This window comes from Flavobacterium sp. DSR3-2 (assembly GCF_049896525.1).
Classification (GTDB): domain Bacteria; phylum Bacteroidota; class Bacteroidia; order Flavobacteriales; family Flavobacteriaceae; genus Flavobacterium.
On the sequence record NZ_JAFCUM010000001.1, the window covers coordinates 544,441 to 566,913 of the forward strand.

General features: G+C 35.9%; 19 protein-coding genes. 10 read left to right on the forward strand and 9 right to left on the reverse strand.

Going from position 1 to position 22,473, the window contains the following annotated elements:
- The first annotated feature begins 81 nt into the window (after positions 1-81).
- From ACP7AV_RS02425 to ACP7AV_RS02450, 6 genes are all read left to right on the forward strand, one after another.
- The gene (locus ACP7AV_RS02425; protein ID WP_426090613.1) at positions 82-1,149 is read left to right on the forward strand and encodes an NADH:flavin oxidoreductase/NADH oxidase; all 1,068 of its coding nucleotides are present in this window, start codon (positions 82-84) and stop codon (positions 1,147-1,149) included.
- Between the two features lie 154 nt (positions 1,150-1,303).
- A complete protein-coding gene (locus ACP7AV_RS02430) occupies positions 1,304-2,344 on the forward strand; it encodes a Gfo/Idh/MocA family oxidoreductase (protein WP_426090614.1) in 1,041 nt (346 codons plus the stop codon).
- A gap of 169 nt (positions 2,345-2,513) precedes the next feature.
- Positions 2,514-3,725, forward strand: a complete 1,212-nt coding sequence (locus ACP7AV_RS02435) for an MFS transporter (protein ID WP_426090615.1) — start codon at positions 2,514-2,516, stop codon at positions 3,723-3,725.
- Positions 3,726-4,184: 459 nt separating this feature from the next.
- Positions 4,185-7,022: a carboxypeptidase-like regulatory domain-containing protein gene (locus ACP7AV_RS02440; RefSeq protein ID WP_426090616.1), complete on the forward strand. Its 2,838-nt coding sequence runs from the start codon at positions 4,185-4,187 to the stop codon at positions 7,020-7,022.
- A 10-nt stretch (positions 7,023-7,032) separates the two neighbouring features.
- Positions 7,033-8,388, forward strand: coding sequence for a DUF5689 domain-containing protein (locus tag ACP7AV_RS02445; protein WP_426090617.1), 1,356 nt, complete (start codon positions 7,033-7,035; stop codon positions 8,386-8,388).
- A gap of 60 nt (positions 8,389-8,448) precedes the next feature.
- Positions 8,449-8,910, forward strand: a complete 462-nt coding sequence (locus ACP7AV_RS02450; RefSeq protein WP_426090618.1) for an FKBP-type peptidyl-prolyl cis-trans isomerase — start codon at positions 8,449-8,451, stop codon at positions 8,908-8,910.
- A gap of 58 nt (positions 8,911-8,968) precedes the next feature.
- Here ACP7AV_RS02450 and ACP7AV_RS02455 read toward each other — a convergent pair whose 3' ends face one another.
- Positions 8,969-11,086 carry a glycoside hydrolase family 97 protein gene (locus ACP7AV_RS02455; RefSeq protein WP_426090619.1) on the reverse strand — a complete coding sequence of 706 codons (2,118 nt, stop codon included), beginning with the start codon at positions 11,084-11,086 and terminating at the stop codon, positions 8,969-8,971.
- 722 nt (positions 11,087-11,808) lie between these two features.
- Between ACP7AV_RS02455 and hflX the strand changes: the two genes are divergently transcribed.
- Positions 11,809-13,059: a GTPase HflX gene (hflX, locus tag ACP7AV_RS02460; RefSeq protein ID WP_426090620.1), complete on the forward strand. Its 1,251-nt coding sequence runs from the start codon at positions 11,809-11,811 to the stop codon at positions 13,057-13,059.
- 6 nt (positions 13,060-13,065) lie between these two features.
- On the opposite strand, the gene ACP7AV_RS02465 is transcribed toward hflX, so the two are convergent.
- Complete coding sequence (locus ACP7AV_RS02465; RefSeq protein ID WP_426090621.1) at positions 13,066-13,215, reverse strand: hypothetical protein; 150 nt, start codon at positions 13,213-13,215, stop codon at positions 13,066-13,068.
- A gap of 203 nt (positions 13,216-13,418) precedes the next feature.
- On the opposite strand from ACP7AV_RS02465, the gene ACP7AV_RS02470 reads away from it, so the two are divergent.
- On the forward strand, positions 13,419-14,483 hold the full coding sequence (locus tag ACP7AV_RS02470) for a serine hydrolase domain-containing protein (protein ID WP_426090622.1): 1,065 nt from the start codon (positions 13,419-13,421) through the stop codon (positions 14,481-14,483).
- A 310-nt stretch (positions 14,484-14,793) separates the two neighbouring features.
- On the opposite strand, the gene ACP7AV_RS02475 is transcribed toward ACP7AV_RS02470, so the two are convergent.
- The 7 genes from ACP7AV_RS02475 to ACP7AV_RS02505 all read right to left on the reverse strand — a co-directional run bounded on the left by ACP7AV_RS02475 (position 14,794) and on the right by ACP7AV_RS02505 (position 20,125).
- Positions 14,794-15,306, reverse strand: coding sequence for a DUF2480 family protein (locus ACP7AV_RS02475; protein WP_426090623.1), 513 nt, complete (start codon positions 15,304-15,306; stop codon positions 14,794-14,796).
- Between the two features lie 9 nt (positions 15,307-15,315).
- Positions 15,316-17,148, reverse strand: coding sequence for an ABC transporter ATP-binding protein (locus tag ACP7AV_RS02480; RefSeq protein WP_426090624.1), 1,833 nt, complete (start codon positions 17,146-17,148; stop codon positions 15,316-15,318).
- A gap of 1 nt (position 17,149) precedes the next feature.
- Entirely contained in the window at positions 17,150-17,473 is a 324-nt protein-coding gene (locus ACP7AV_RS02485) for an SUF system Fe-S cluster assembly protein (protein WP_103998658.1), read from the reverse strand.
- A 71-nt stretch (positions 17,474-17,544) separates the two neighbouring features.
- On the reverse strand, positions 17,545-17,952 hold the full coding sequence (locus ACP7AV_RS02490; RefSeq protein WP_426090625.1) for a GxxExxY protein: 408 nt from the start codon (positions 17,950-17,952) through the stop codon (positions 17,545-17,547).
- A 62-nt stretch (positions 17,953-18,014) separates the two neighbouring features.
- Complete coding sequence (locus tag ACP7AV_RS02495) at positions 18,015-18,434, reverse strand: SufE family protein (RefSeq protein ID WP_426062396.1); 420 nt, start codon at positions 18,432-18,434, stop codon at positions 18,015-18,017.
- 23 nt (positions 18,435-18,457) lie between these two features.
- Positions 18,458-18,889 carry a hypothetical protein gene (locus tag ACP7AV_RS02500; protein WP_426090626.1) on the reverse strand — a complete coding sequence of 144 codons (432 nt, stop codon included), beginning with the start codon at positions 18,887-18,889 and terminating at the stop codon, positions 18,458-18,460.
- 21 nt (positions 18,890-18,910) lie between these two features.
- The gene (locus tag ACP7AV_RS02505; protein WP_426090627.1) at positions 18,911-20,125 is read right to left on the reverse strand and encodes an aminotransferase class V-fold PLP-dependent enzyme; all 1,215 of its coding nucleotides are present in this window, start codon (positions 20,123-20,125) and stop codon (positions 18,911-18,913) included.
- A 425-nt stretch (positions 20,126-20,550) separates the two neighbouring features.
- Between ACP7AV_RS02505 and ACP7AV_RS02510 the strand changes: the two genes are divergently transcribed.
- On the forward strand, positions 20,551-21,897 hold the full coding sequence (locus tag ACP7AV_RS02510; protein ID WP_426090628.1) for a serine hydrolase domain-containing protein: 1,347 nt from the start codon (positions 20,551-20,553) through the stop codon (positions 21,895-21,897).
- Positions 21,898-21,961: 64 nt separating this feature from the next.
- Positions 21,962-22,471 (forward strand): ATP-binding protein, encoded by a 510-nt coding sequence (locus tag ACP7AV_RS02515; RefSeq protein WP_091203411.1) that lies wholly within the window; start codon positions 21,962-21,964, stop codon positions 22,469-22,471.
- Positions 22,472-22,473: the final 2 nt, after the last annotated feature.

Below are 22,473 nucleotides of genomic sequence, written 5' to 3' on the forward strand. Positions count from 1 at the left end.
ATTCTAAGTTTGATTTGGGAATCTTAACTTTACTTTTTAGAAATGAGTATTTCTTGTTTCTTTCACTTTTAAAATAAATTTATGTCGTCAAAATTATTTTCTCCTCTTCAAATAAAAAGCCTAACGCTAAAAAATAGAATTACAATTTCGCCGATGTGCCAATATTCTGCTCAATATGGTTTTGCCAATGATTGGCATCTCGTACATCTTGGAAGTCGTGCCATTGGCGGTGCGGGATTAATCATTCAGGAAGCGACTTCTGTTTCTCCCGAAGGCCGAATTTCTCCCGAGGATTTGGGACTTTGGAAAGACGAGCAAATTGAAAAAATGCAGCAAATTAATCAATTTATAATCAGTCATAAATCGGTTCCCGGAATCCAATTGGCTCATGCCGGAAGAAAAGCAAGTGCCGCGTCACCCTGGAACGGAGGCCGAAAACTAGACGAAACCCAAGGCGGCTGGGATACCGTAGCGCCAAGTGCAGTTGCGTATCATCATACTGAAAAATTGCCTGTTGCATTAGATGAAGCAGGAATTCAAAAAGTAATTTCCGACTTTAAATCAGCCACTAAAAGAGCACTTAAAGCAGGTTTCCAGGTGATGGAAATTCATGCGGCGCACGGGTATTTGTTGCATCAGTTTCTTTCGCCATTATCTAATTTTAGAACCGATGCATACGGTGGAACTTTCGAAAACAGAATCCGTTTGACTCTCGAAGTAGTCGAATCCGTTCAATCTGAATGGCCGGAAAACTTACCTTTATTCGTTAGAATATCGGCTACAGACTGGGCAGAAGGCGGATGGAATGCCGATGAATCAGTGCAACTTTCAAAAATATTAAAAGAAAAAGGAGTCGATTTAATCGATGTTTCTTCAGGAGGATTAGTCTCGCACCAACAAATTCCGTTAGCTCCAAATTACCAAGTTCCTTTTGCGGAAAACATAAAAAAGGAAACCGAAATCCTAACTGCAGCCGTAGGTTTAATCACTGATGCTGTTCAAGCGGAGGAAATTGTCGCGTCAGGGAAGGCAGATTTAGTGTTATTTGCCAGAGAGTCTCTTAGGAATCCGAATCTGGGATTGACATTCGCCCATGATTTAAAAGCGGATGTCAAATGGCCAGAACAATACGAAAGAGCTAAAATTTAATGAAATCCAATCACGAATTTCACGAATTGGCACTAATTATTGGGATTGAATTTCAAAGGTAGAATTTCAGAGTTAGCCATTTCACCCTGTTCTTCGCTGAACTAATGATTTATTTGTTTAAAAACGCACACCCTCCTAATCTGAAAAATATGATATGCAAAAAATAAAAACAGTATTGCTCTCCTATGGCATGTCCGGAAAAGTATTTCATGCGCCTTTTTTAAATTTTCATCCGGGATTTGAACTTCTTGGTTCTTGGGAACGAAGTAAAAAATTAATCCATAAGGATTTTCCTGCGGTAAAAAGCTACGCGTCAATGGAGGAAGTATTGCAAGATGATGTTGATTTAGTGGTTGTAAATACTCCTGTAGAAACACATTATGAATATGCAAAACAAGTCCTTTTGGCTGGAAAGCATGCCATAGTCGAAAAAGCATTTACCACAACTGTTGCCCAAGCGCAGGAATTAGCGGCCATCGCCAAAGAAAAAGGGCTAAAGCTTGCCGTTTTCCAAAACAGAAGATGGGACAGCGATTTCAAAACCGTTCAAAAAATTATTTCGGAGAATGTGCTGGGTGAAATTGTCGAAGCCGAATTCCATTTTGACCGCTATAATCCTATTTTAAGTCCAAAGCAACACAAAGAAACAGCCAATTCCGGTGCAGGCATTTTAAAGGATTTAGGACCCCATTTAATTGATCAGGCATTGTGTTTATTTGGTTTACCACAATCAGTTTTTGCGGATATTCGCATCACGCGGGAACATTCGTTAGTAGATGATTACATTGATATTTTACTGTATTATTCCAATTTTCGTGTCCGACTCAAAGCTGGATTTTTTATTCGCGAAGCCATTCCGTCGTATGTCATTCATGGAAAAAAAGGTTCGTTCCTAAAGCCGCGTGGTGATGTACAAGAAGACGAATTAAAATTAGGACATAAACCTAATTTAGAAACGTGGGGAACAGAATCCATCGAAAAACGAGGTTTGTTACACACTGAAATTAATGGAGAAATTATTGAGGAAATAATACCTACACTTAAAGGGAATTATTATGATTTTTTTGACGGAGTTTATCATTCGATTGTAAATGACTTAACAGAACCGGTGACGGCTCAAGATGGTCTGCATGTAATGCAAATTATTGAAGCGGCAATCCAAAGCAGTGCGCAGAAAAAAGTAATTGACCTATAAAATTTACCGCGCATTCGCAAATTTTTAAAAAGTTTAAAAAAATTAGCGAATGCGTGGGAATTACTTTTTATGAACAATAACGTTGTATTTTTCCTCAAATGTGTTGTTTTGACACAACCAATGATTGCTTTTTGTAATTTTGACTTTATAAATTTTAAAACAATCCACATTGATAGATTTAAACTTTTTAGGAAGATCAAAAACGAAAGCCAAATTTAAAAAAACGTACAAAGACGCTAAGGTTTCTTATTTGAACCGAATTCGTTGGGCTGTTTCCATGTTTTATTTTGGCATGGGTTTGTGTTTTGCCACTTGGGCCAGTCGAATCCCGGATATTAAAACCGCTTTACACCTCAGCGAAGGCGATTTGGGAAGTATTTTATTCGCTTTGCCGTTAGGTCAATTAGTGATAATGCCTTTTTCAGGAAAATTAGTTACTCGTTTTGGCAGCGACAGAATTTTGATATTCGCGCTTTCATTATATGTTCTTAGTATGACAAATTTAGGTTTGGCTGCGGCGGCTTGGCAATTGTCATTGGGATTATTCGTATTTGGAATCTTTGGAAATCTATCTAATATTGCCGTAAACACACAAGGCGTTTACACCGAAGTGTTGTTCAAAAAAACCATCATGTCCTCTTTTCATGGAATGTGGAGCTTTGCCGGATTTATGGGAGCATTAGTAGGACTAGGAATGCTCGCTTTTAAGATGACACCTTACGTTCACTTCCTCATTGTTGCCGGAATCGTGTTTTTGATGATGGCGTTCAATTATAAATTTTTAATAAAAGCCAAAGAAACCATTAAAGCCGAAAAGAAAAAACTTTTTTCAAAACCGGACAGTGCCTTAATTTGGTTGGGAATAATCGGATTCTGCTGTATGGCCAGCGAAGGCGTAATGTTCGACTGGAGCGGTGTTTATTTCAAAGATGTCATCAAAGCGCCCGGACCATTAGTCATTCTGGGATATACTTCTTTTATGATTATGATGGCTGGCGGACGTTTCTTAGGAGACGGCCTTATTCGCAAATTTGGACGAAAAACGGTCTTACAAATCAGCGGAATCATGATATCAGCAGGGCTTTTTACAGCCGTATTCTTCCCGTTTGTAATTCCCGCAACCATTGCGTTTATGTTTGTCGGATTGGGAGTTTCCACTATAGTACCCACAGTTTATAGCGTTGCGGGTAAAAATCCAAACGTGTCTCCCAGTGTCGCGTTGACCACAGTTTCCAGCGTCAGTTTCTTAGGTTTTCTTATGGGTCCACCAATTATCGGATACATTGCGGAGCTGTCAAGCCTGCGATTTTCATTCGCATTCATAGGTATTTTTGGAATTCTTATCTCCTTAATGGTGTCCCGAATCAAAGCGATCGAATAAATAGAAGTATTTAGGAGCACTACATTTCGTTTTTATAAAAACACATCCTCCCGCTGTTCGCAGTATCCACGCCCAAAAGCGTGGGATACTCGCTGCCATCGGGGCTATTAAATTCGTTTTTATTTTCTAAGAACTTTTCCAAAAAACAGTTTTAAAAACGGATTATAAAAAATATTTTACTTGAAAATCAATATGTTAGTATTTTTTTAATACATTTAACATTAGAATTCTTTCAAGTAATATTTCAATTTAATGCTGCACACAAAATACCACTTAATTGGCAGTATCGTATTTAAGGTTTATACCACTTTTTCCAAAATTCAGTTTTAATTATTTAACGTCATCCCATTTCGGATAATGTTTTCATGTTTGTAGTTCAACCGTTACATGTAATTGTAACGATTGAACTACTTATTGGATTTTCAGCTTTTAAAATATAAACTATCATCCGTTGCATCTATGAATAAATTTTACGTTGCATTTTTCTTTATTGTTCATATTGGATGTAGTGTTGCACAAAACAACACCGGATTTTTTGGAAAAATCGTGGATTCAAAAACCCAAAAGCCATTGGGGTTTGTGGTGATCAGTATTCAAAATACTACCTTGATGCAACTCACGAAAGATGATGGTAATTTTAATTTTGAAACTGTTCCCACAGGTAATATTTTGCTTCTGGTACACAGTCAGGGATTCAAAGATGGGTTGTATCCCGTCGAAATTACTGAAGGACAAATGCTGGATTTGGGAACCATAACTTTAGAAGAAGACCAATCCACGGAACAACAAAACAGTATTATAACCCTTATCGAAAGTGATTTTGGTGAGGACAACAGTAGTTCCGAAAGTACTTCCGGGCTCTTGCAATCATCCCGAGATGCTTTTCTGCAAGCAGCCGCTTTCAATTGGGGACAAGCCCGTTTTAGAGTTCGCGGATTAGACAGCGAGCATTCCACGATGATGATAAATGGTGTTTCCATGAATAAAATCTATGATGGAAGACCGCAATGGGGCGAATGGGGCGGGTTGAATGACGCGCTCCGCAATCAGGAATTCACGCTCGGAACAGCACCATCGGATTATACGTTTGGCGGAATTTTAGGAACGCAGGAAATCAATACGCGGGCTTCCATTTACAGACCTGGTTCTCGAATTTCTTTTTCATCAGCCAACACTAATTATCGTTGGCGCACGATGGCAACGCATGCTTCCGGAATAAATTCTCGTGGCTGGGCTTTTGTGGTTTCGGCAGGAAAACGCTGGGCACAGGAAGGCTATTTTGAAGGAACAAATTATGATGCAAATTCTTTTTTTATAAGTCTCGAAAAAAAGTTAAGCGAGAAGCATTCGTTGAATCTGACGGCAATGTACACGCCCAATTCCAGAGCAAAAAATTCTCCTAACACTGCTGAAGTTACGCAATTGACGAACGTAAAATACAGTTCCTATTGGGGTTTTCAAGACGGTAAAAAAAGAAATGCCCGCATAAAAACGATTGAAGAACCTACGATAATGCTGAATCATTATTTTAAAATCAATGATAAAACCAATCTGAATTCGAGTGTGATATATCAATTTGGGAAAATTGCCAACAGCAACATCGATTATCAAAATGCGAGTAGCCCTGATCCCACGTATTACAGAAAAATGCCCAGTTATTACAGCTCGCTATATGCACCGGATAACGGAGAATTTTCGGGCGAGTTCACACCGGATTATGAAAATTCGGAGAAAAGCAAAGCGGAGTTTTTAGCAAATTCTCAAATCGATTGGACGGCATTGTATCAAGCCAATCAAAATCCAGTTTTGAATTCCAATGGAACTATTTCAGGTTATGAACCTACAAAAAGCAAGTACGTTTTGTATGAAGATCAAGTAGAAGATAAAACGGCGGTGGCCACAACAAATTTGAGTGCCCAACTGTCCGAGAATATTTTTTTGAATGCCGGAGCATCTTTCAAAAAACTAAAATCGCATAATTCACAAAAATTGTTGGACTTACTTGGCGGTTTTTATTTTGAAGATATCGACGCTTTTTACAGCGGGAATCAATCCCAGTCGGATTTAAATAATCCAGACCGGCAAGTGGTCGTTGGAGATACGTATGGATACAATTATAATTATTTTGCCAATACTTTAGAAGCGTTTACGCAATTTAAATTCACCTACAGTAAAGTGGATTTTTATCTGGCGCAAAATTTTTCAAGGGCAGATTATCAACGGGAAGGTTTGTACAAAAACGGAATCTATGAAACCAATTCCTTCGGGAAAAGCGAAAAAGTAGCGTTTGAAAACTTTGGCTTTAAAGCCGGATTTAATTTGAAAATTTCCGGAAAACAGTTAGTAACTTTTAACGCGGCACATTTGACCAAAGCACCCTCATTAAGAAATACTTTTGCTAATTCCCGTTTGAATAATTCGATTGTAGACGGAATTGAGAGCGAGAATATCAGCAGTTTGGACGCCAACTATATCTATCGTTCTCCAAAATTAAAAGCCCGACTAACAGCCTATTATTCCTTAATTAAAAATGCGACTCAAATTTCCTTTTTCTATGCCGAAGGAATTTTTGATGACGGCGCAGGTTATTTAAACACCGATGCTTTTGTGAGCCAAACATTAACGCAATTAAACAAGAAGAATGTGGGTGCCGAATTCAGTTTGGAATACCAATTGACACAAACATTTAAAACCACTTTTTCAGCGGCTTTTGGGGAATACATTTTTGATAGTAATCCAAGAGTGACTTTGACAAACGATGCTGAAGCAACTCCAGAAAATACCAGTCCGATTTTTGATTTTGGAACGGCTGCACTCAAAAATTACAAGCAAGCGGGAATGCCACAACGCGCGTATTCCGTGGGAATTGAATATCGAGATCCAAAATATTGGTGGATTAGCGGGAATGTAAATTACCTCACCAACAGTTATATTGATATTTCACCCATTTCCAGAACTGAGATATTTTATAAAAATCCCGCAAGTGGTTTTAATTTTCCGGAAGCGACGGAGGAACGGGCAGCAGTACTATTAAAACAGGAAAAATTTGACCCAACCATGTTAGTCAATTTTGTGGGTGGAAAATCATGGCGCATCTATGGTAAAAATGTTGGAGTTTTTGCCAGCATCAATAATGTGCTTGATGTAACTTATAAAACGGGCGGTTACGAACAAGCCCGAAATGCCAATTTCAGACAAATTAATCAGGATGTTTCCAGCGGAACACCTTCTTTTGGGCCAAAATATTTCTACGGATACGGCAGAACGTATTTTGTAAATCTTTATATCAATCTATAAATTAAAGTATATGAAATCAATATTCTACAAAACCTTTCTATTTTTACTGATGATAATCACATTTGGTAGTTGCGTGACAGATGAAGTTGTGGCTCCAAAACTAGTTTGTACACAACAGGATTTAGTTACAAATAAAACAGTGAGCGAAGTTCATGCGGTTGTAAATGCCATTGTAACGCAATACAAATACGATGATGTCATCGAGGCGTATGTGGTTTCCAGCGATGAATCGGGGAATTTTTTTAAGTCGATTTCCTTTCAGACTTTGGCAACAGCCACCACACCAGCCATAGGATTTAGCGTTCCTGTGGATGCTACAAATTTGTATATTGATTATAGATTGGGCAATAAAGTATACATAAAGTTGAAAAACCAATACACGGATATTTCGTTCGGTGGCATGCGCATCGGAAGCATTTTTGTGAATTCCTATAATGAAGGCGGAGTAGGACGGCTTTCGCAAAATGAATATAAAAAAGTGCTGAATGCATCTTGTACAAACGTAAAGGAAGAGGTTCTTGTTCGGTCATTAATCATGTCGGAATTGCTGAACGATGCTAATTTGAATACGTTGGTCGAATTGTCTGACGTGCAATTTTCAGCCGAAGCTGTAGGACGACATTATTTTGAGGAAGCCAATAACGTGGGCGGCGCTACCAATTGGGGTTTAATAGATAAATTAGGCAATAAAGTGTATTTTAGGACCAGTAGTTTCTCTGATTTTGCGAGTAAAATAGTTCCGCAAGGTAGCGGAAAAGTAAGGGGAATTTTGACGAAATACGGAACGGATTACCAATTATTGCCCCGTTCCGAAAAAGATGTTGTGATGACCGAGACTCGACTGGTTCCTTTTTTTGTTGAAAATTTTGAAACCGTGGTTGATAAATCGAAATTAAGTCTCCCGGGTTGGTCCAATTTGGTGCAGAAAGGAACACTTTTCTGGAAAGGCACCGTTTATTCGGGAAATGGATACGCCGAATTTAATATTTCTGGAACTAAAGTTGTTTCAAATGTAGCTTGGCTGATTTCGCCGAAAATAGATATGGAGGTTCACTCGAAAGAAGTTTTATCTTTTAGATCGGCTCAACATCATTTAGACGTTGATTCGCAATTAAATTCTTTGGAAGTATATGTTTCCGGTAATTTTGACGGGTTGAATTTTGCTACAGCAACTTGGGTTCCGTTAGCCGTTAATTTGCCCAAGCAAGCCACACCTTGGTATCAATTTATAGGCAGTGGCGCAGTAGATTTATCTTCATATAAAGGTAAAATTAACATTGCTTTTAAATATACTGGTTCCGGAAAAAATCTGGCTTTGGATGGTGCTTTTCAAGTAGATGACGTTCAGGTTTTTGGTATTAAATGATTTTTATAAAAGGCTTTGCTTGAATTACTATATTTGCAGCTTTAACATTTAAATTAAATTATGAAATCTACTTTATTAGCATTAGTTTCTCTATTATTTGTTTCTTGCTTATCGGATAATGAAGCATCTAAACCTGTTGATTACACAGTTCAAAACGAAAAAGAAATCGTGGATTATATTGCCAAAAATAAATTGACTGCCACAAAAACCGATTCAGGTTTGTATTATGTGGTTAATGAAGCGGGAGCTGGCGCTCAACCAACAGCTTCATCTAGTGTTATGGTAGCGTACAAAGGGTATTTTACCAATGGAAAAGTTTTTGATGAAAGTAAAGCAGAAGGTATTTCTTTTGGCTTAAATCAAGTTATAAAAGGTTGGACAGAAGGCATTCCTTTTTTTAAAGAAGGTGGAAACGGAATTCTTTTAGTTCCTGCTCACCTTGGTTATGGAAGCAATGAAAGAGGACCAATTCCAGGAGGTTCTGTTCTTGTTTTTAATGTTAAACTGATTAAAGTAAATTAGTTTAAGACTATTATAAAATCAAAAAAGGCTGTCTATTTGGACAGCCTTTTTTAGTTATTTACTTTTTGATTTCAACGATGCTTATCGCATAACCTCCACCCGGAACACTGAGTTGTGCTAGTTTTGATTTGTTAGTCACTGTCATTTTGCGAATAGTATACGCTTGTGGATTGGTTTTATAATGCGCATCTTTTGCATCAGCATAAATCGTAGCCGTATATTTTTTTCCTTTTTCCAAGAAATCAAATTTGATGGTTGACGTACGAGTAGTATCTCCGTTTACATTACCAATAAACCAATTGTTAGTCACTTTTGCTTTACGTGCAACGGTCACATATTGCCCTGGTTCTGCTTCAAGGTATTTGCTGTCAGACCAATCTACTGCTACATCTTTGATAAACTGAAAAGCATCCGGAAAGCGATCGTAATTTTCCGGTGTATCGGCTGCCATTTGCAACGGGCTGTACATCGTTACGTACAATGCTAATTGATTTGCAATCGTACTGTTGACATGAGAATTATTATCTGGATTCAATTTGCTTAAATCCATTTCAAAAATTCCAGGCGTATAATCCATCGGTCCGCCCACTAAACGGGTAAAAGGCAGTACCGTTACGTGATTTGGTTTAGATCCGCCAAAAGATTGATATTCTGTTCCTCTTGCGGCTTCGTTACCAATTAAATTGGGATACGTTCTGGAAATACCAGTTGGACGAACCGCCTCGTGTGCATTCACCATAATTTTATAATCGGCTGCTTTTTCTATTGCGTATTGAAAGTGGTTATTCATAAATTGGTTATAGTGATTTCCACCGTTTTCAATGATAGAACCAACATAACCACTTTTTACGGCATCATACCCATTGTCTTTCATAAACTGATACGCTTTATTCATGTGGCGTTCGTAATTACGCACAGAACCCGAAGTTTCGTGGTGCATCATCATTTTAATGCCTTTTGATTTGGCGTATTCATGTAAACCTTTGACATCAAAATCCGGATACGGCGTCAGGAAATCAAAAACATAATCTTTAGAGTGTCCAAACCAGTCTTCCCAACCTTCATTCCAGCCTTCGACTAAAACCGCATCAAAACCGTGTTTAGCTGCAAAATCAATGTATTTTTTGACATTGGTGTTGTTTGCACCATGCTTTCCATTTGGTTTTGCTTTTGAAAAATCAGTCACGCCAAGTTGTACCGTTGGAAACTCATCCGTGTATGCCCAAGAACTTTTTCCGGTAATCATTTCCCACCAGACACCCACATATTTGATGGGTTTTATCCATGAAGTATCTTCAATTTTAGAGGGTTCATTCAAGTTCAACGTCATTTTTGAAGCTAGAATTTCTCTTGCGTCATCACTAACAATTATGCTGCGCCAAGGCGAATGATTTGGGGCTTGCATATATCCTTTATCGCCTTTGGCATCTGGTGTCAACCAGGATTCAAAAACCATATTTTTATCATCAAGATTCAAATGCATACAAGAATAATTGATTAATGCCGCTTCATGTAAATTGATATACAAGCCATCCGCTGTTTTTAGCATTAGCGAAGTCTGAACTCCTGTTGTAGAAAACGACTTTTGCGAAACATTTGCGGTAGTTGCTTTTTCTGACAAGCCTTTAATTTCTGACAATTTTGAGGTCGTATAATCGTATTCTTGAGTGTCATAATCGCCTGGAATCCAAAATGCCGTGTGATCGCCAGTCATGGCAAACTGCGTTCTTTCTTCTTTTATTACAAAATAAGTTAGGTTTTTTTGTGAAGGAAATTCATAACGAAATCCTAAACCATCGTCAAACAAACGAAATCGAATAACAATTTGTCGGTCGGTTTCTTTTTGCTTTAATGTTACTGCCAATTCGTTATAATGATTGCGAATGAAGGCAACTTCACCCCAAACTGGTTTCCAATTTTCATCAAAAGTTGTTGTTTTGGTGTCAATAACAATGAAATCATTTAATAATGATTTTTTGTCATTTTTTAATTCAAGACCCAATTTGCTGGGTTTGACAACTCCTTTACTTTTGTAATTTAAACTGTAACTTGGAGTTCCGTCATTTAGTAATATAAACTCCATTACAAATTTTCCATTTGGGGATTTTAACTGCTGCGATTTTGCAGGGCTAAAAAACGCTAGCCATAGTAAGGCTGTGAAAAGAAATTGCTTCATTTTTTAAAATATAAATTAATAATTAATCCAAGTTTGGAAATAGCATTCGGATATTTTTTTAAGAAATCGATTTATTTAAAAACGCAAGGGTTTTAATTCAAATTCTAATAGTGCGAAAGCAAAAGTAACCTCTTTATTGTTTATTTCACACTCTTTACAGTCAAATAAAATTTGAAATAATGTGCTGTTTTGTTCAATTTATCTGGTAGTAAGTCAAAAGTATTGCCGAAACTATTTTGAAATGATGTAAATTACTTAAACAGAACTAGCATTTAATGTGATCAAGAGAAAAACAAGAGCTTTCAAAATAACCATCAATGCTCCAAATTTTTTAAAATTTTTTTAACCGTGAATTACCCGAATTTTCACTGATTTTTTTTGAAATCAAATGTTGATTTGTGGCAAAATTTTTATTTGGAAATAAGCACTTTAGCCCGCTGGTAAAACAGATGTGGCAGATACTCACAGATTATTTATCGCCAAGAGAAAAATCCGTTTAATCTGTGCTAATCTGTGGCAAAACTTTTCTCGTTCTGGAGTAAAAAATCAGTTTCATCTGTAGAAATCAGTGGCTTAATTTATTTAATTTGCGGCAAAATATTTTAGTAATCTAATTTTTGGCTCGACCAAAAACTATCATTATTCACGGCTTCTAATTTTTTATAAACCGATAACTTCATAAGTACAAATCAAATCATTAAATTTGTAGCTTATTCAAAAATATGTTAGAAAAAGAAGTAATAAATTTCGAAAAAACGGCTATTGTTGGTATCGTAACTCAAAACCAAAGTGAAGAGAAACTCAAGGAGTATCTTGACGAATTGGAGTTTTTGACTTTTACCGCGGGAGGTGAAGTGGTGAAACGTTTTTCGCAAAAAATGGAACGTCCAAATCCCAAGACTTTTGTGGGAACAGGAAAAATTGAAGAAATACATCAATTTGTAAAAGAAAATGATATTTCGACTTTAGTGTTTGATGATGAATTATCGCCTTCACAGCAAAAAAATATATCTAAAATAATTGTAGAATGTAAAATCCTCGATAGAACGCACCTTATCCTGGATATTTTTGCGCAACGTGCCGAAACCTCGTATGCTAGAACGCAAGTAGAATTAGCACAATGCCAATATTTATTACCAAGACTTTCTGGAATGTGGACGCACCTTGAACGGCAAAAAGGAGGAATTGGAATGCGTGGACCCGGCGAAACGGAGATTGAAACCGACAGACGTATTGTGCGTGACCGAATCGCATTATTGAAAGAAAAAATAAAAAGTATCGACAAGCAGATGGGAACGCAACGCGGCAATCGTGGCGCAATGGTTCGTGTGGCTTTGGTGGGATATACTAATGTTGGGAAATCAACCTTGATGAATGCCGTAGGGAAAAGTGATGTTTTTGTAGAGAACAAACTTTTTGCCACTTTGGACACCACCGTTCGGAAAGTGGTCATCAAGAACCTGCCTTTCTTGCTTTCGGATACTGTAGGATTTATCAGGAAATTGCCAACACAACTGGTTGATTCGTTCAAAAGTACACTGGATGAAGTTCGCGAAGCTGATTTGTTATTGCACGTAGTTGATATTTCTCATCCTGAATTTGAAGATCATATCGCATCGGTAAACCAAACGTTATTGGACATCAAAGCCAATGACAAACCGGTAATTATGGTTTTCAACAAAATCGATGCTTACAAGCATTTGACCATTGATGAGGATGATTTAATGACCGAAAAAACGCCAAGACATTACACGCTGGAAGAATGGAAATCGACCTGGATGAGCAGAGTAGGCGAGCAAAATGCATTATTTATTTCGGCTACCAACAAAGAGAATTTCGAGGAATTCAGAGAACGCGTTTACGAAGCGGTCCGACACATTCACATTACCCGTTTTCCGTACAATAAGTTTTTGTATCCGGATTATAAAGATGCAGTGGAAAAAGAAGAAAAAGACGAGGAAGAAATCGAATAATTTTCTCTAAAAAATAAATACAGCAATCCCTTTTGAAATTTCAAGAGGGATTTTTTTTTGGGCATGCCCCAGCTTTCTCTGCGTCGCAGCTGCGTCAGGCTGTTCGTTGCAATCTCCCGAAGAAAAATCGGGAGGATTTTCGCTGCCATCCTTCATGCGGGGGTTAGCGGTGTTAATTCCTATTCGGGGTTTCTAGACTATTTGTAAGAAAAAATCAATATATTTGATAATAAATAAAGTCTGACAGCAGTAAGACCTATCTCTTTAATTTTGGGGTGACAGGTCTGATTTTGTCAAGCCTATAAACGAGTTGGCAGTAATTGTACCCACCATAAACGTAAAATCAAACAAAAGAAAACATGAAAAAAATATTGCTTTTAATCACCATTTTAACGGTTTTTAATAATACTTATGCACAAGAAGACAAAGTCGATCTTGCAATAAAAGAACTTATTCAAAAAAATAAAATTGTCGGTTTACAATTATCGGTTATTAAAGATAATGTTATTGTAAAAACAAGTCATTATGGATTCGCTAATATTCAAGATTCAATTGCTGTAAATAGTCAAACCGTTTTTAGCATTAATTCTATTACCAAGGCATTCACAGGAGTTGCAATCATGCAATTAGTAGAAAATGGAAAATTAAATCTAGAAGAACCTATTTCAAATTATTTGGATAAATTACCCAAAACTTGGCAAAAAATTACCGTAGAACAGCTTGTAACCCATAAATCGGGACTTCCTGATGTTTGGGATTCACAAGGCAATATGCTTTCCGAGGATGGCAATATTTTATTCGAAAACATCAAAAAGTTACCACTTACTTTTCAACCTGGAAAACATGTGAGAGAAGGCTTGGCAAATTACATGCTTCTAGGAATGCTTATAGAAAAAATTAGTGGACAGTCGTTTGAAAAATTTATTACGGAAAACCAATTCAAAAAAGCAGGAATGAAAAACGCCATGAAGGCAGGAATTGGGGATTTTTACAATATTATTAATCACTCAGCAAGACCGTATACTTATTTTAGAAATAATGTTCTATCTAATGTTTATCAACCAATGCCTTCAAATTTATTGCCTGCAGGTGGTTTATATGCAACAGCAACCGAAATGGCACAATGGGTAATTGCATTACAAACTAATCAATTAATTAATGGTGAAAATCTTAAAATTCTTTTAAAACCTATTGAATTAGAAAACGGAAAACCATATGAAGAGAATGGTTTGTTCGACAGAAGTTCAATTGGTTTTTCATTAAGTTCAAGAGCTGAAAATCCAATAATTGCTTCAATGGGTGGTGCAAGAAATACATTATTTATTTATCCTAATAAAAATGTTTCAATAGTAATTTTGACAAATTTAATGGGTTCTCATCCTCAAGATTTTATAGAAGAGATTGCTAAATTATACATTAACTAAAATAACAACTACTGCCAACAGCTAGGCTTTCGTTTCGTGCTTAGCATAAACAATGAAAGCCGTGTTGAACAGCTTGTCCCGTTTTTTTACGGGAGAACCGGTCACTGGCAAGTACTATGGAGTTATCGTAAAGTTTAGAGAGAGAATATCAAGAGGATTGAGTGTCTTCATTCTATAATGATTGTCGGCGTCGATCGCCTACTTAAATTTTAAGACAATCTATAGCGTTTGCAACGCAGCTAGCTAAAACTGGAGTAAACAAAAAGCCTTTCAAAAATTGAAAGACTTTTTTTAGAAAATAAATTTAAAATTATCTACTAGGTGATTTATAAAGTGGAACGGCGGAGCAGGCTTCACCATACATAATGCTTCGCGCAAAAGGCTGTAAGTAATGTGCTGCCAAAACATAAGCCCGCATCGGAACCGGTTTTTTGGAGCATCCTTTTATGATAATAGACTTGTTTTTATAATCTGAATAGTCAATTTCAGACAGTAATTCTTCATAAAGTGAAGCGTCTAAATCTTCCAAAGTTCCATTGATGATTTTCTTTGCAAATGGCGCTAATTGAATCGCAACCAAAATGGAAGCCCAAGCCGGAACAATAGCATCGGTACTGCAATTTATTGCCACATATTGATTTTGATATTGTGTCCAATCGTGCTTTTTTAATTCCACTCTAAAGTCTTTTTCTTTTAATAAAAATCCATCAAAAAGCCATTGCGAAATATCAATTTGCGTGCGAATCCCTGTTGGATAATAATCTTCAAGATCAAAAACCACCAAAATACTATTGGCAACTTTATTTATAATTTCATTTTCCATACTATTCTTTTATTGATAGCCTTCAGCCTGGAGTGTAAACAGTTGGGCATATAATTTATTGTTTTCCATTAACTCATTATGCGTACCTGATTCTAAGATCTTACCTTCTTGTAAGACTAAAATACGGTCTGCCTGTCTCACAGTGCTAAATCTATGAGAGATTATTACACTGGTTTTATCTTTTATTAATCCTATAAACCGTTCAAAAACTTCGCTTTCGGCTTTGGCATCTAGTGCCGATGTGGGCTCGTCCAGAATCATAACCTCAGCGTTTTTCATGTAAGCCCGTGCCAATGCAATTTTTTGCCATTGTCCGCCGGATAGTTCCTGGCCTTTGGCAAATCGTTTTCCGAGTTGTTGTTCGTAGCCATACTTTAATTCAGAAACAACTTCGTCAGCCAAACTTAATTCAGCCGCTTTTTGTATTCGTTCGGAATCATTAATTTCATCAATTTTTCCGATGGCAATATTTTCTTTCACTGAAAATTCATACTTGAAAAAATCCTGAAAAAGGACTCCAAAATATTCCTGATAATTGGCCTTATTATATCGATTTATATTAATGCCGTCAAGCAAAATTTCACCCGATGTTGGCTCATAAAACCGAAGCAGTAGTTTGGTCAGTGTTGTTTTTCCGGCACCATTCTGACCAACGAATGCTATTTTTTCTCCCGCTTTTATATTAAAACTAATATCTTTTACTATTTGATTATCAGATTCCGGATAAGCAAAATAGACGTTTTTAAATTCAAATCCGGTTTTGATTTTTTCTGGCAGTGGAACCTCCTTTTCATTTTTATATTCGGACGGGATGTCAAGAAAATCAAAATAATCTTTCAGATATAAAGAGCTTTCTGATATCCGAGTAAATTTCGAAAAAAAATCTCGCAGACTACTCATTAAACGATTGAAACTACCGGATAAAAAAGTTAATTCACCAAGTGTAATTCCACCTGAAAGTACCCTGTAAATTATAAAAACATACGCTGCATAATAACTAATTGATCCTAAAACATTGAATAAAAACCCATAACTGGAACGTTTTACAACGAGCGATTTATTTAATTTAAAGTAGCGCGTCGCAAGGGTTTCAAATCTTTCGACCAGAAAACTAGTTAATCCAAAAAGCTTAATTTCCTTTGCCGTTTTATCATTGGCTCCAATAAATCTAAGGTAATCCAATTCCCTTCTTTCGGAAGTCCAGCTTCTAGCCAGTGAATATTGTTGTTGGCTGAAACGTACTTCGTTAACAAAGGACGGAAAAATGCTTAAAACTAATAAGACAATTAGATAAGGTTCAAAATAAATCAATCCTATCACAAGCGAAAAGATTGAAATAGTAGTTTGCGCCTGACCTAAAACATTCGACATTAAATCGACACGACCTGCCGTTTGCGTTCTTGCTCGGTCAAGCTTGTCGTAAAATTCAGAATTTTCCAGCAGACTAATATCGATTTCATTAGTCTTTTTAATAATTTTAATCGAACTATTGATATTGTACTGATCTCCAAGAATTCCATCGGTAAGTGAAATTGCCCGACCTACCAAATCAGATAACACTACGAGTATAAACTCTATTGCCACAGAATGCCAAAGCGTAGAATAATCCTTTTCGCCATGTGTTGTAATTTGTATAATGGCATCAAAAATGAGTTTTCCAACCCATAAAATTGCAACGGGCAACAAAGCCGCAACGATTCTGCAAAAAGCTGATGTCAAGAATAACGTTTTGTTAGTACGCCAAATTTCTTTGAAAAAGCGGGGTATAAAAAAAAGCGAATCAACAGAAGATTTTAATCCAATTTTTTGATCGTTTAAAGATTTGGGTTGAGTCCGCGCCATTTTAAAGCATTCCCAATTCTAATTTTGCTTCTTCACTCATTAAATCTTTGCTCCAAGGCGGATCAAAAGTTATTTCTACTTCAGCGTCTTTTACATTCTCTAATGATTTTACTTTTTCCTCCACTTCTCGTGGTAAACTTTCTGCAACCGGGCAGTTTGGGGAGGTAAGCGTCATCAGGATTTTTACTTCAAAATCCGTATTGACCATCACGTCGTAAATTAATCCTAATTCGTAAATATCGACAGGAATTTCCGGATCATAAATAGTCTTTAATATTTTTACGATTGATTCTCCTAATTCAGTTGTGTCTATTTCTTGTGTCATTTTTCAACAATTTATTTTTTTATTATTTTTTTGAACTATATAAGGAATATAAGGTCATTTAAGTTATTTTTTTAATCTTCTAGATATCTATATCTTTCATTTACATAGGTTTTTTGTCCCTCTTTAAAAATATGAGTCACATTAAAATTTAATATTAACCCTATCGGAACTTCCAATAGTTTCATATAGGTTAAAATTTGAGCTTCGTGAATGGGTAGAACTTTTTCTATTGCTTTCAGTTCGACAACTAAACTTTTCTCAACCAATAAGTCACATCTTAAACCTGTTTCAAGTTCTAAACCTTTATAATTAACAGGTATTATAAGTTCAGTTTGGAATTCAAAACCTCTAATTGTTAATTCTTTTTTCAAACACGTATGATAAACACTTTCTAAGAGATTAGGACCAAGATACTTATGTACTTCTATAGCACTACCATTAACCTGATAAATTAAATCTTTTAAATATGTTTTTGTCATAAATTTTCGTTTTGTTCTTACTTACATGACCTTAAATGTCTTATGTGGTTTAAAAACCATGATTAGTTCTGCGTGCTGAATGCCAAAGCATACATTTTTATATTTTTTATCATCGATACTAATCCGTTGGCGCGTGTTGGCGACAAGTGTTCTTTCAAACCTATTTCATCAATGAAATTCAGATCGGCTGCCAGAATATCAGATGCTTTTTGATTGGAAAAAGTACGAATTAATATCGCAATAATTCCTTTAGTCAAAATGGCGTCACTGTCAGCAGTGAAAATAATTTTATCATCCGTTTGCTCTCCTTGCAACCACACTTTGGACTGGCAACCTTTGATAATGTTGTTTTCAGTTTTATATTCTTCTTTGATTAAAGGGAGTTTTTTTCCTAATTCGATGATGTATTCGTACCGCTCCATCCAGTCGTCAAACATGGAGAACTCATCAACAATTTCATCTTGTATTTCTTTAATTTTCATACTCTGCTGAATTTATTTCAGTTTTATTTTTTAGCTAATGATGTTATCATATTTACGAATTTCTTTATTTCTTTTGGTGGAAAACCGTGATCAAAACTAGTGCTTTCATAGGCTTTCTCTTTAATGGTAATTTTCAGTTTGGCGATAGCTGCACCATCATGAAAACGTTTTTCGCTGGGTGCTTTGAGCTGAGACAAGCTATCCAATTTCACTGTTGTAAAACAAGTCACTAATTCTTTCCAGTCGGCATCCGATAATTTTTTTGGTACCGCTTTATCATTTCCGTCTCTATCTTTCGAAACCGTCAACATCTGATTTTTTACCGTTATCTTTTGATAGAAACCTCTGGTATTAGCCGTGTATTCAATAACTGCGGTTATAATATCTTGTGCTTTAGCACTATCGCAACCGTTTCCCAGAAAAATAGTCAGAAATAATAATGATAAGATTTTCATGTATTGATGATTTTAATTTTTTTAAGATAACATGAGTTGCGCTTTTTTAATAGCTGCAACCATTATGTCAATTTCTTCTTTGGTATTGTAAAAAGCAAACGATGCTCTTATTGTTCCCGGAATTTTAAAGAAATCCATGATGGGTTGCGCGCAATGGTGGCCGGTTCTTACAGCTATTCCTAATTTGTCAATTATGGTGCCAATATCATACGGATGAATGCCTTCAATATTAAACGAAATTACCGAAGTTTTTTCTTTGGCGGTGCCAAAAATTTTCAAACCCTCAATTTCCAATAATCGTTTAGTTCCGTATTCTAATAATTCCTTTTCTTGCTGTTGAATGTTGTCAAATCCAACTTCATTCATATAGTCAACAGCAGTTCCCAGAACAATTCCTCCTGCAATATTTGGTGTTCCAGCTTCAAATTTATGAGGCAACTCAGCATAAGTAGTTTTCTCGAAAGTCACTTCCTTGATCATTTCGCCTCCACCTTGATACGGCGGTAATTTGTTCAACCAAGCTTCTTTTCCGTATAAAATTCCAGTTCCTGTTGGACCGCATATTTTGTGTCCTGAAAAAACATAAAAATCACAATCTAATTCCTGAACATCTGGTTTTAAATGAGGAACGGCTTGCGCTCCATCAATCAAAATTGCCGCGCCAACTTCATGCGCTTTGTCAATCATATATTTAATTGGATTGACAGTTCCAAGAGCATTCGAAATATGATTTACGGTTACAATCTTCGTTTTATCTGAAAGCAATGTATCATATTCGGACATGATCAATTCGCCATTCTCATTCATTGGAATTACTCGTAGATTCGCTCCGGTTTTCTCGCACAACATTTGCCAAGGCACAATATTGCTGTGGTGTTCCAATGCCGAAACTAAAACTTCATCGCCTGGTTTCAAAATCGAAGCAAATCCATTGGCAACTAAATTAATTCCATGTGTTGTTCCCGAAGTAAAAAGAACTTCATGGGCAAATTTTGCATTGATGTGATTTTGAAGTTTACTACGAGAAATCTCGTATGCATCAGTTGCTAGTTGACTTAACGTGTGAACGCCACGATGAATATTAGCGTTGATTTCCTGATAATATTTTGAAATCGCATCAATCACAACCTGTGGTTTTTGCGAAGTGGCTCCGTTGTCGAAATAAACCAACGGTTTTCCATTTACTTTTTGCGAAAGAATTGGAAAGTCGGCTCTTATTTTATTAATGTCTAACATGTGTCTGCTTTTTTTAATATTTTATTGGTTCGAAGGAACGCCAATACTAAACATTTTTTTAGATATACTAATTTGAAATTAGCCTTTCATTATTTAGAATTTTTCTAAATACAAAAGTAGTGAAATTGGAATTAATTTTTGGCAAACACTTGTTAATAAAAGTTATTACTATTTACGATTTAGAAAAATATAATACGACTTCAAACCTTACTTTTTGGTAAATCGGAAGATTTTATGAAACAATTTCTCTTTATAAATTTAACCATTGATAAATTAAGAAAAATTAAGTGTTAATTCTTAATGAAACTTAATTTCTTAATGGTTTAAATAAAAAATATTTGTTCATAGAAAAATCATTTTTCAGTATTCCTAAGTGTTTCAAAAATGTGATTCTTTTTTATTAAATTGCTTCAAATTAATTCTCTATGAAAAAATTCTTCAAGCTCGTTGGTTTTGCTTCTTTTATCGGAATCTTTTATTTGGGGTTCACTACTTATCCAAAACTGGATTTAATTTCTGGCTTTTCAGCCAAAAGCATCGCTTCGGGACATTTTATTGATAACCGATCGCAGGAAATGATTGAGAAAGGCGACAATGATATCGACATGATTGATTTGGCCAAAAACAAAATTGAAGATGCCGAAAAGTTTGCCGTTGCTTCGGTTTACGGTTTGAAAGAACGAAAAGCAATTTACCGCAAAGGTTTGGGTGTGACTTTAATAAACGATGATTTTGATATTTCAAAACCGTATTTGGTTCCCAAAAGAACAAAATTGAACAACAATTTACCTTTTCCGTATGGAAATGAGGAACCTAAAGACACCATTTTTAGTAACGTTGATTATACTAAATTGAATGCCGCTGTAGCCAATGCTTTTGACACAAAAGGGCAAATCAAAAAAAGAACGCGTTCCCTTTTAGTAATTTATAAAGACAAAATCATTGCTGAAAAGTACGATACTGGTTTTGATAAAAATAGTAAATTATTAGGTTGGTCCATGACCAAAAGTATTACTAGTACCATGTTTGGAATTTTGGAGAAACAAAGAAAATTTGACATTAATGACCCTGTGCCAATTCCAGAATGGGCGAATGACAACCGAAAATTGATTACAACAAGCGATTTGCTGCACATGAATTCCGGTTTACAATGGGTGGAAGATTACGCGACTATTTCTGATGCCACCAAAATGCTTTTTCAGTCTGAAGATATGACTCGCGCGCAATTAGAAAAACCGGCGGAATATAAACCCAATATGCGGTGGAATTATTCTTCAGGGACGACGAATTTGCTTTCCGGGATTTTGCGAAAACAGTTCAAAACGCATCAGGAATATTTAGATTTTTGGTATTCGGCTTTGATTGATAAAATAGGAATGAATTCTATGGTAATCGAAACAGATATGGCCGGAAATTATGTAGGTTCATCCTACGGTTGGGCTACAACACAAGATTGGTCAAAATTTGGGTTGTTGTATTTGCACAAAGGCAACTGGAACGGCGAACAAATTTTCAACGAAAGTTGGGAGAAATATACTGCAACTCCTACGAATAGATCTGACGGAAGATATGGCGGACATTTTTGGCTCAATGCCAACGGACATTTTCCTGATGTGCCAAGAGATATGTATTACTGCAGCGGTTTTCAAGGTCAGATGGTGGCGATTATTCCGTCACTTGATTTAGTGATTGTACGAATGGGTTTAACCGAAGAACCTGAATTTGATTTTAATGGAATGTTGAAAGGGATTGCGGGAAGTTTAAAGAAGTAAATACTTACATTCTTATTTATTTTCATTAATATTACAAAAGCATTTAACTCGTTTTAAGTAATTTATGAAAAACATAATCTTTATTGGAGGAATTCACGGTGTTGGAAAAGGTACAATTTGTAATGAAATAGCTTTAAAAACTGGCTCAATTCACCTTACTGCTAGTCAAATATTAAAATGGGAAGAAATTAGCAATAGGGATAATAAACTTGTAAAAAATATTGCTTCAACCCAAAGTAGATTAATAAAAGGGCTGGAAAATCTAATTAGAACAGATGAAAAATATCTTCTTGATGGTCATTTCTGTCTATTAAATTCAGATGGAATGCCAAGTAGAATTGATGAAGATACTTTTGACCAAATTAATCCAAAAGCTATAGGGATTGTAATTGATGTAGTTGAAAAAATTGCAAAAAGATTAGAAGCAAGAGATGGCAAAATTTATGATGTTAAAGTTTTGAATGAATTACAACAAATGGAAATAGAATATGCAAAATATCTTTCCGACAAATATTCAATACCTCACATTGAAATAAAAGATAGAAACTATACTCAACTAATGGAAATTATTTAATG

Coding starts and splice junctions, on each gene's coding strand:
- ACP7AV_RS02470 (WP_426090622.1), top strand. CDS start 13,419: ATGAAAAAAATATTGCTTTTAATCACCATTTTAACGGTTTTTAATAAT.
- ACP7AV_RS02490 (WP_426090625.1), bottom strand. CDS start 17,952: ATGACAAAAACATATTTAAAAGATTTAATTTATCAGGTTAATGGTAGT.
- hflX (WP_426090620.1), top strand. CDS start 11,809: ATGTTAGAAAAAGAAGTAATAAATTTCGAAAAAACGGCTATTGTTGGT.
- ACP7AV_RS02480 (WP_426090624.1), bottom strand. CDS start 17,148: ATGGCGCGGACTCAACCCAAATCTTTAAACGATCAAAAAATTGGATTA.
- ACP7AV_RS02440 (WP_426090616.1), top strand. CDS start 4,185: ATGAATAAATTTTACGTTGCATTTTTCTTTATTGTTCATATTGGATGT.
- ACP7AV_RS02425 (WP_426090613.1), top strand. CDS start 82: ATGTCGTCAAAATTATTTTCTCCTCTTCAAATAAAAAGCCTAACGCTA.
- ACP7AV_RS02455 (WP_426090619.1), bottom strand. CDS start 11,086: ATGAAGCAATTTCTTTTCACAGCCTTACTATGGCTAGCGTTTTTTAGC.
- ACP7AV_RS02510 (WP_426090628.1), top strand. CDS start 20,551: ATGAAAAAATTCTTCAAGCTCGTTGGTTTTGCTTCTTTTATCGGAATC.
- ACP7AV_RS02495 (WP_426062396.1), bottom strand. CDS start 18,434: ATGAAAATTAAAGAAATACAAGATGAAATTGTTGATGAGTTCTCCATG.
- ACP7AV_RS02505 (WP_426090627.1), bottom strand. CDS start 20,125: ATGTTAGACATTAATAAAATAAGAGCCGACTTTCCAATTCTTTCGCAA.
- ACP7AV_RS02450 (WP_426090618.1), top strand. CDS start 8,449: ATGAAATCTACTTTATTAGCATTAGTTTCTCTATTATTTGTTTCTTGC.
- ACP7AV_RS02430 (WP_426090614.1), top strand. CDS start 1,304: ATGCAAAAAATAAAAACAGTATTGCTCTCCTATGGCATGTCCGGAAAA.
- ACP7AV_RS02500 (WP_426090626.1), bottom strand. CDS start 18,889: ATGAAAATCTTATCATTATTATTTCTGACTATTTTTCTGGGAAACGGT.
- ACP7AV_RS02485 (WP_103998658.1), bottom strand. CDS start 17,473: ATGACACAAGAAATAGACACAACTGAATTAGGAGAATCAATCGTAAAA.
- ACP7AV_RS02465 (WP_426090621.1), bottom strand. CDS start 13,215: ATGAAGGATGGCAGCGAAAATCCTCCCGATTTTTCTTCGGGAGATTGC.
- ACP7AV_RS02445 (WP_426090617.1), top strand. CDS start 7,033: ATGAAATCAATATTCTACAAAACCTTTCTATTTTTACTGATGATAATC.
- ACP7AV_RS02475 (WP_426090623.1), bottom strand. CDS start 15,306: ATGGAAAATGAAATTATAAATAAAGTTGCCAATAGTATTTTGGTGGTT.
- ACP7AV_RS02515 (WP_091203411.1), top strand. CDS start 21,962: ATGAAAAACATAATCTTTATTGGAGGAATTCACGGTGTTGGAAAAGGT.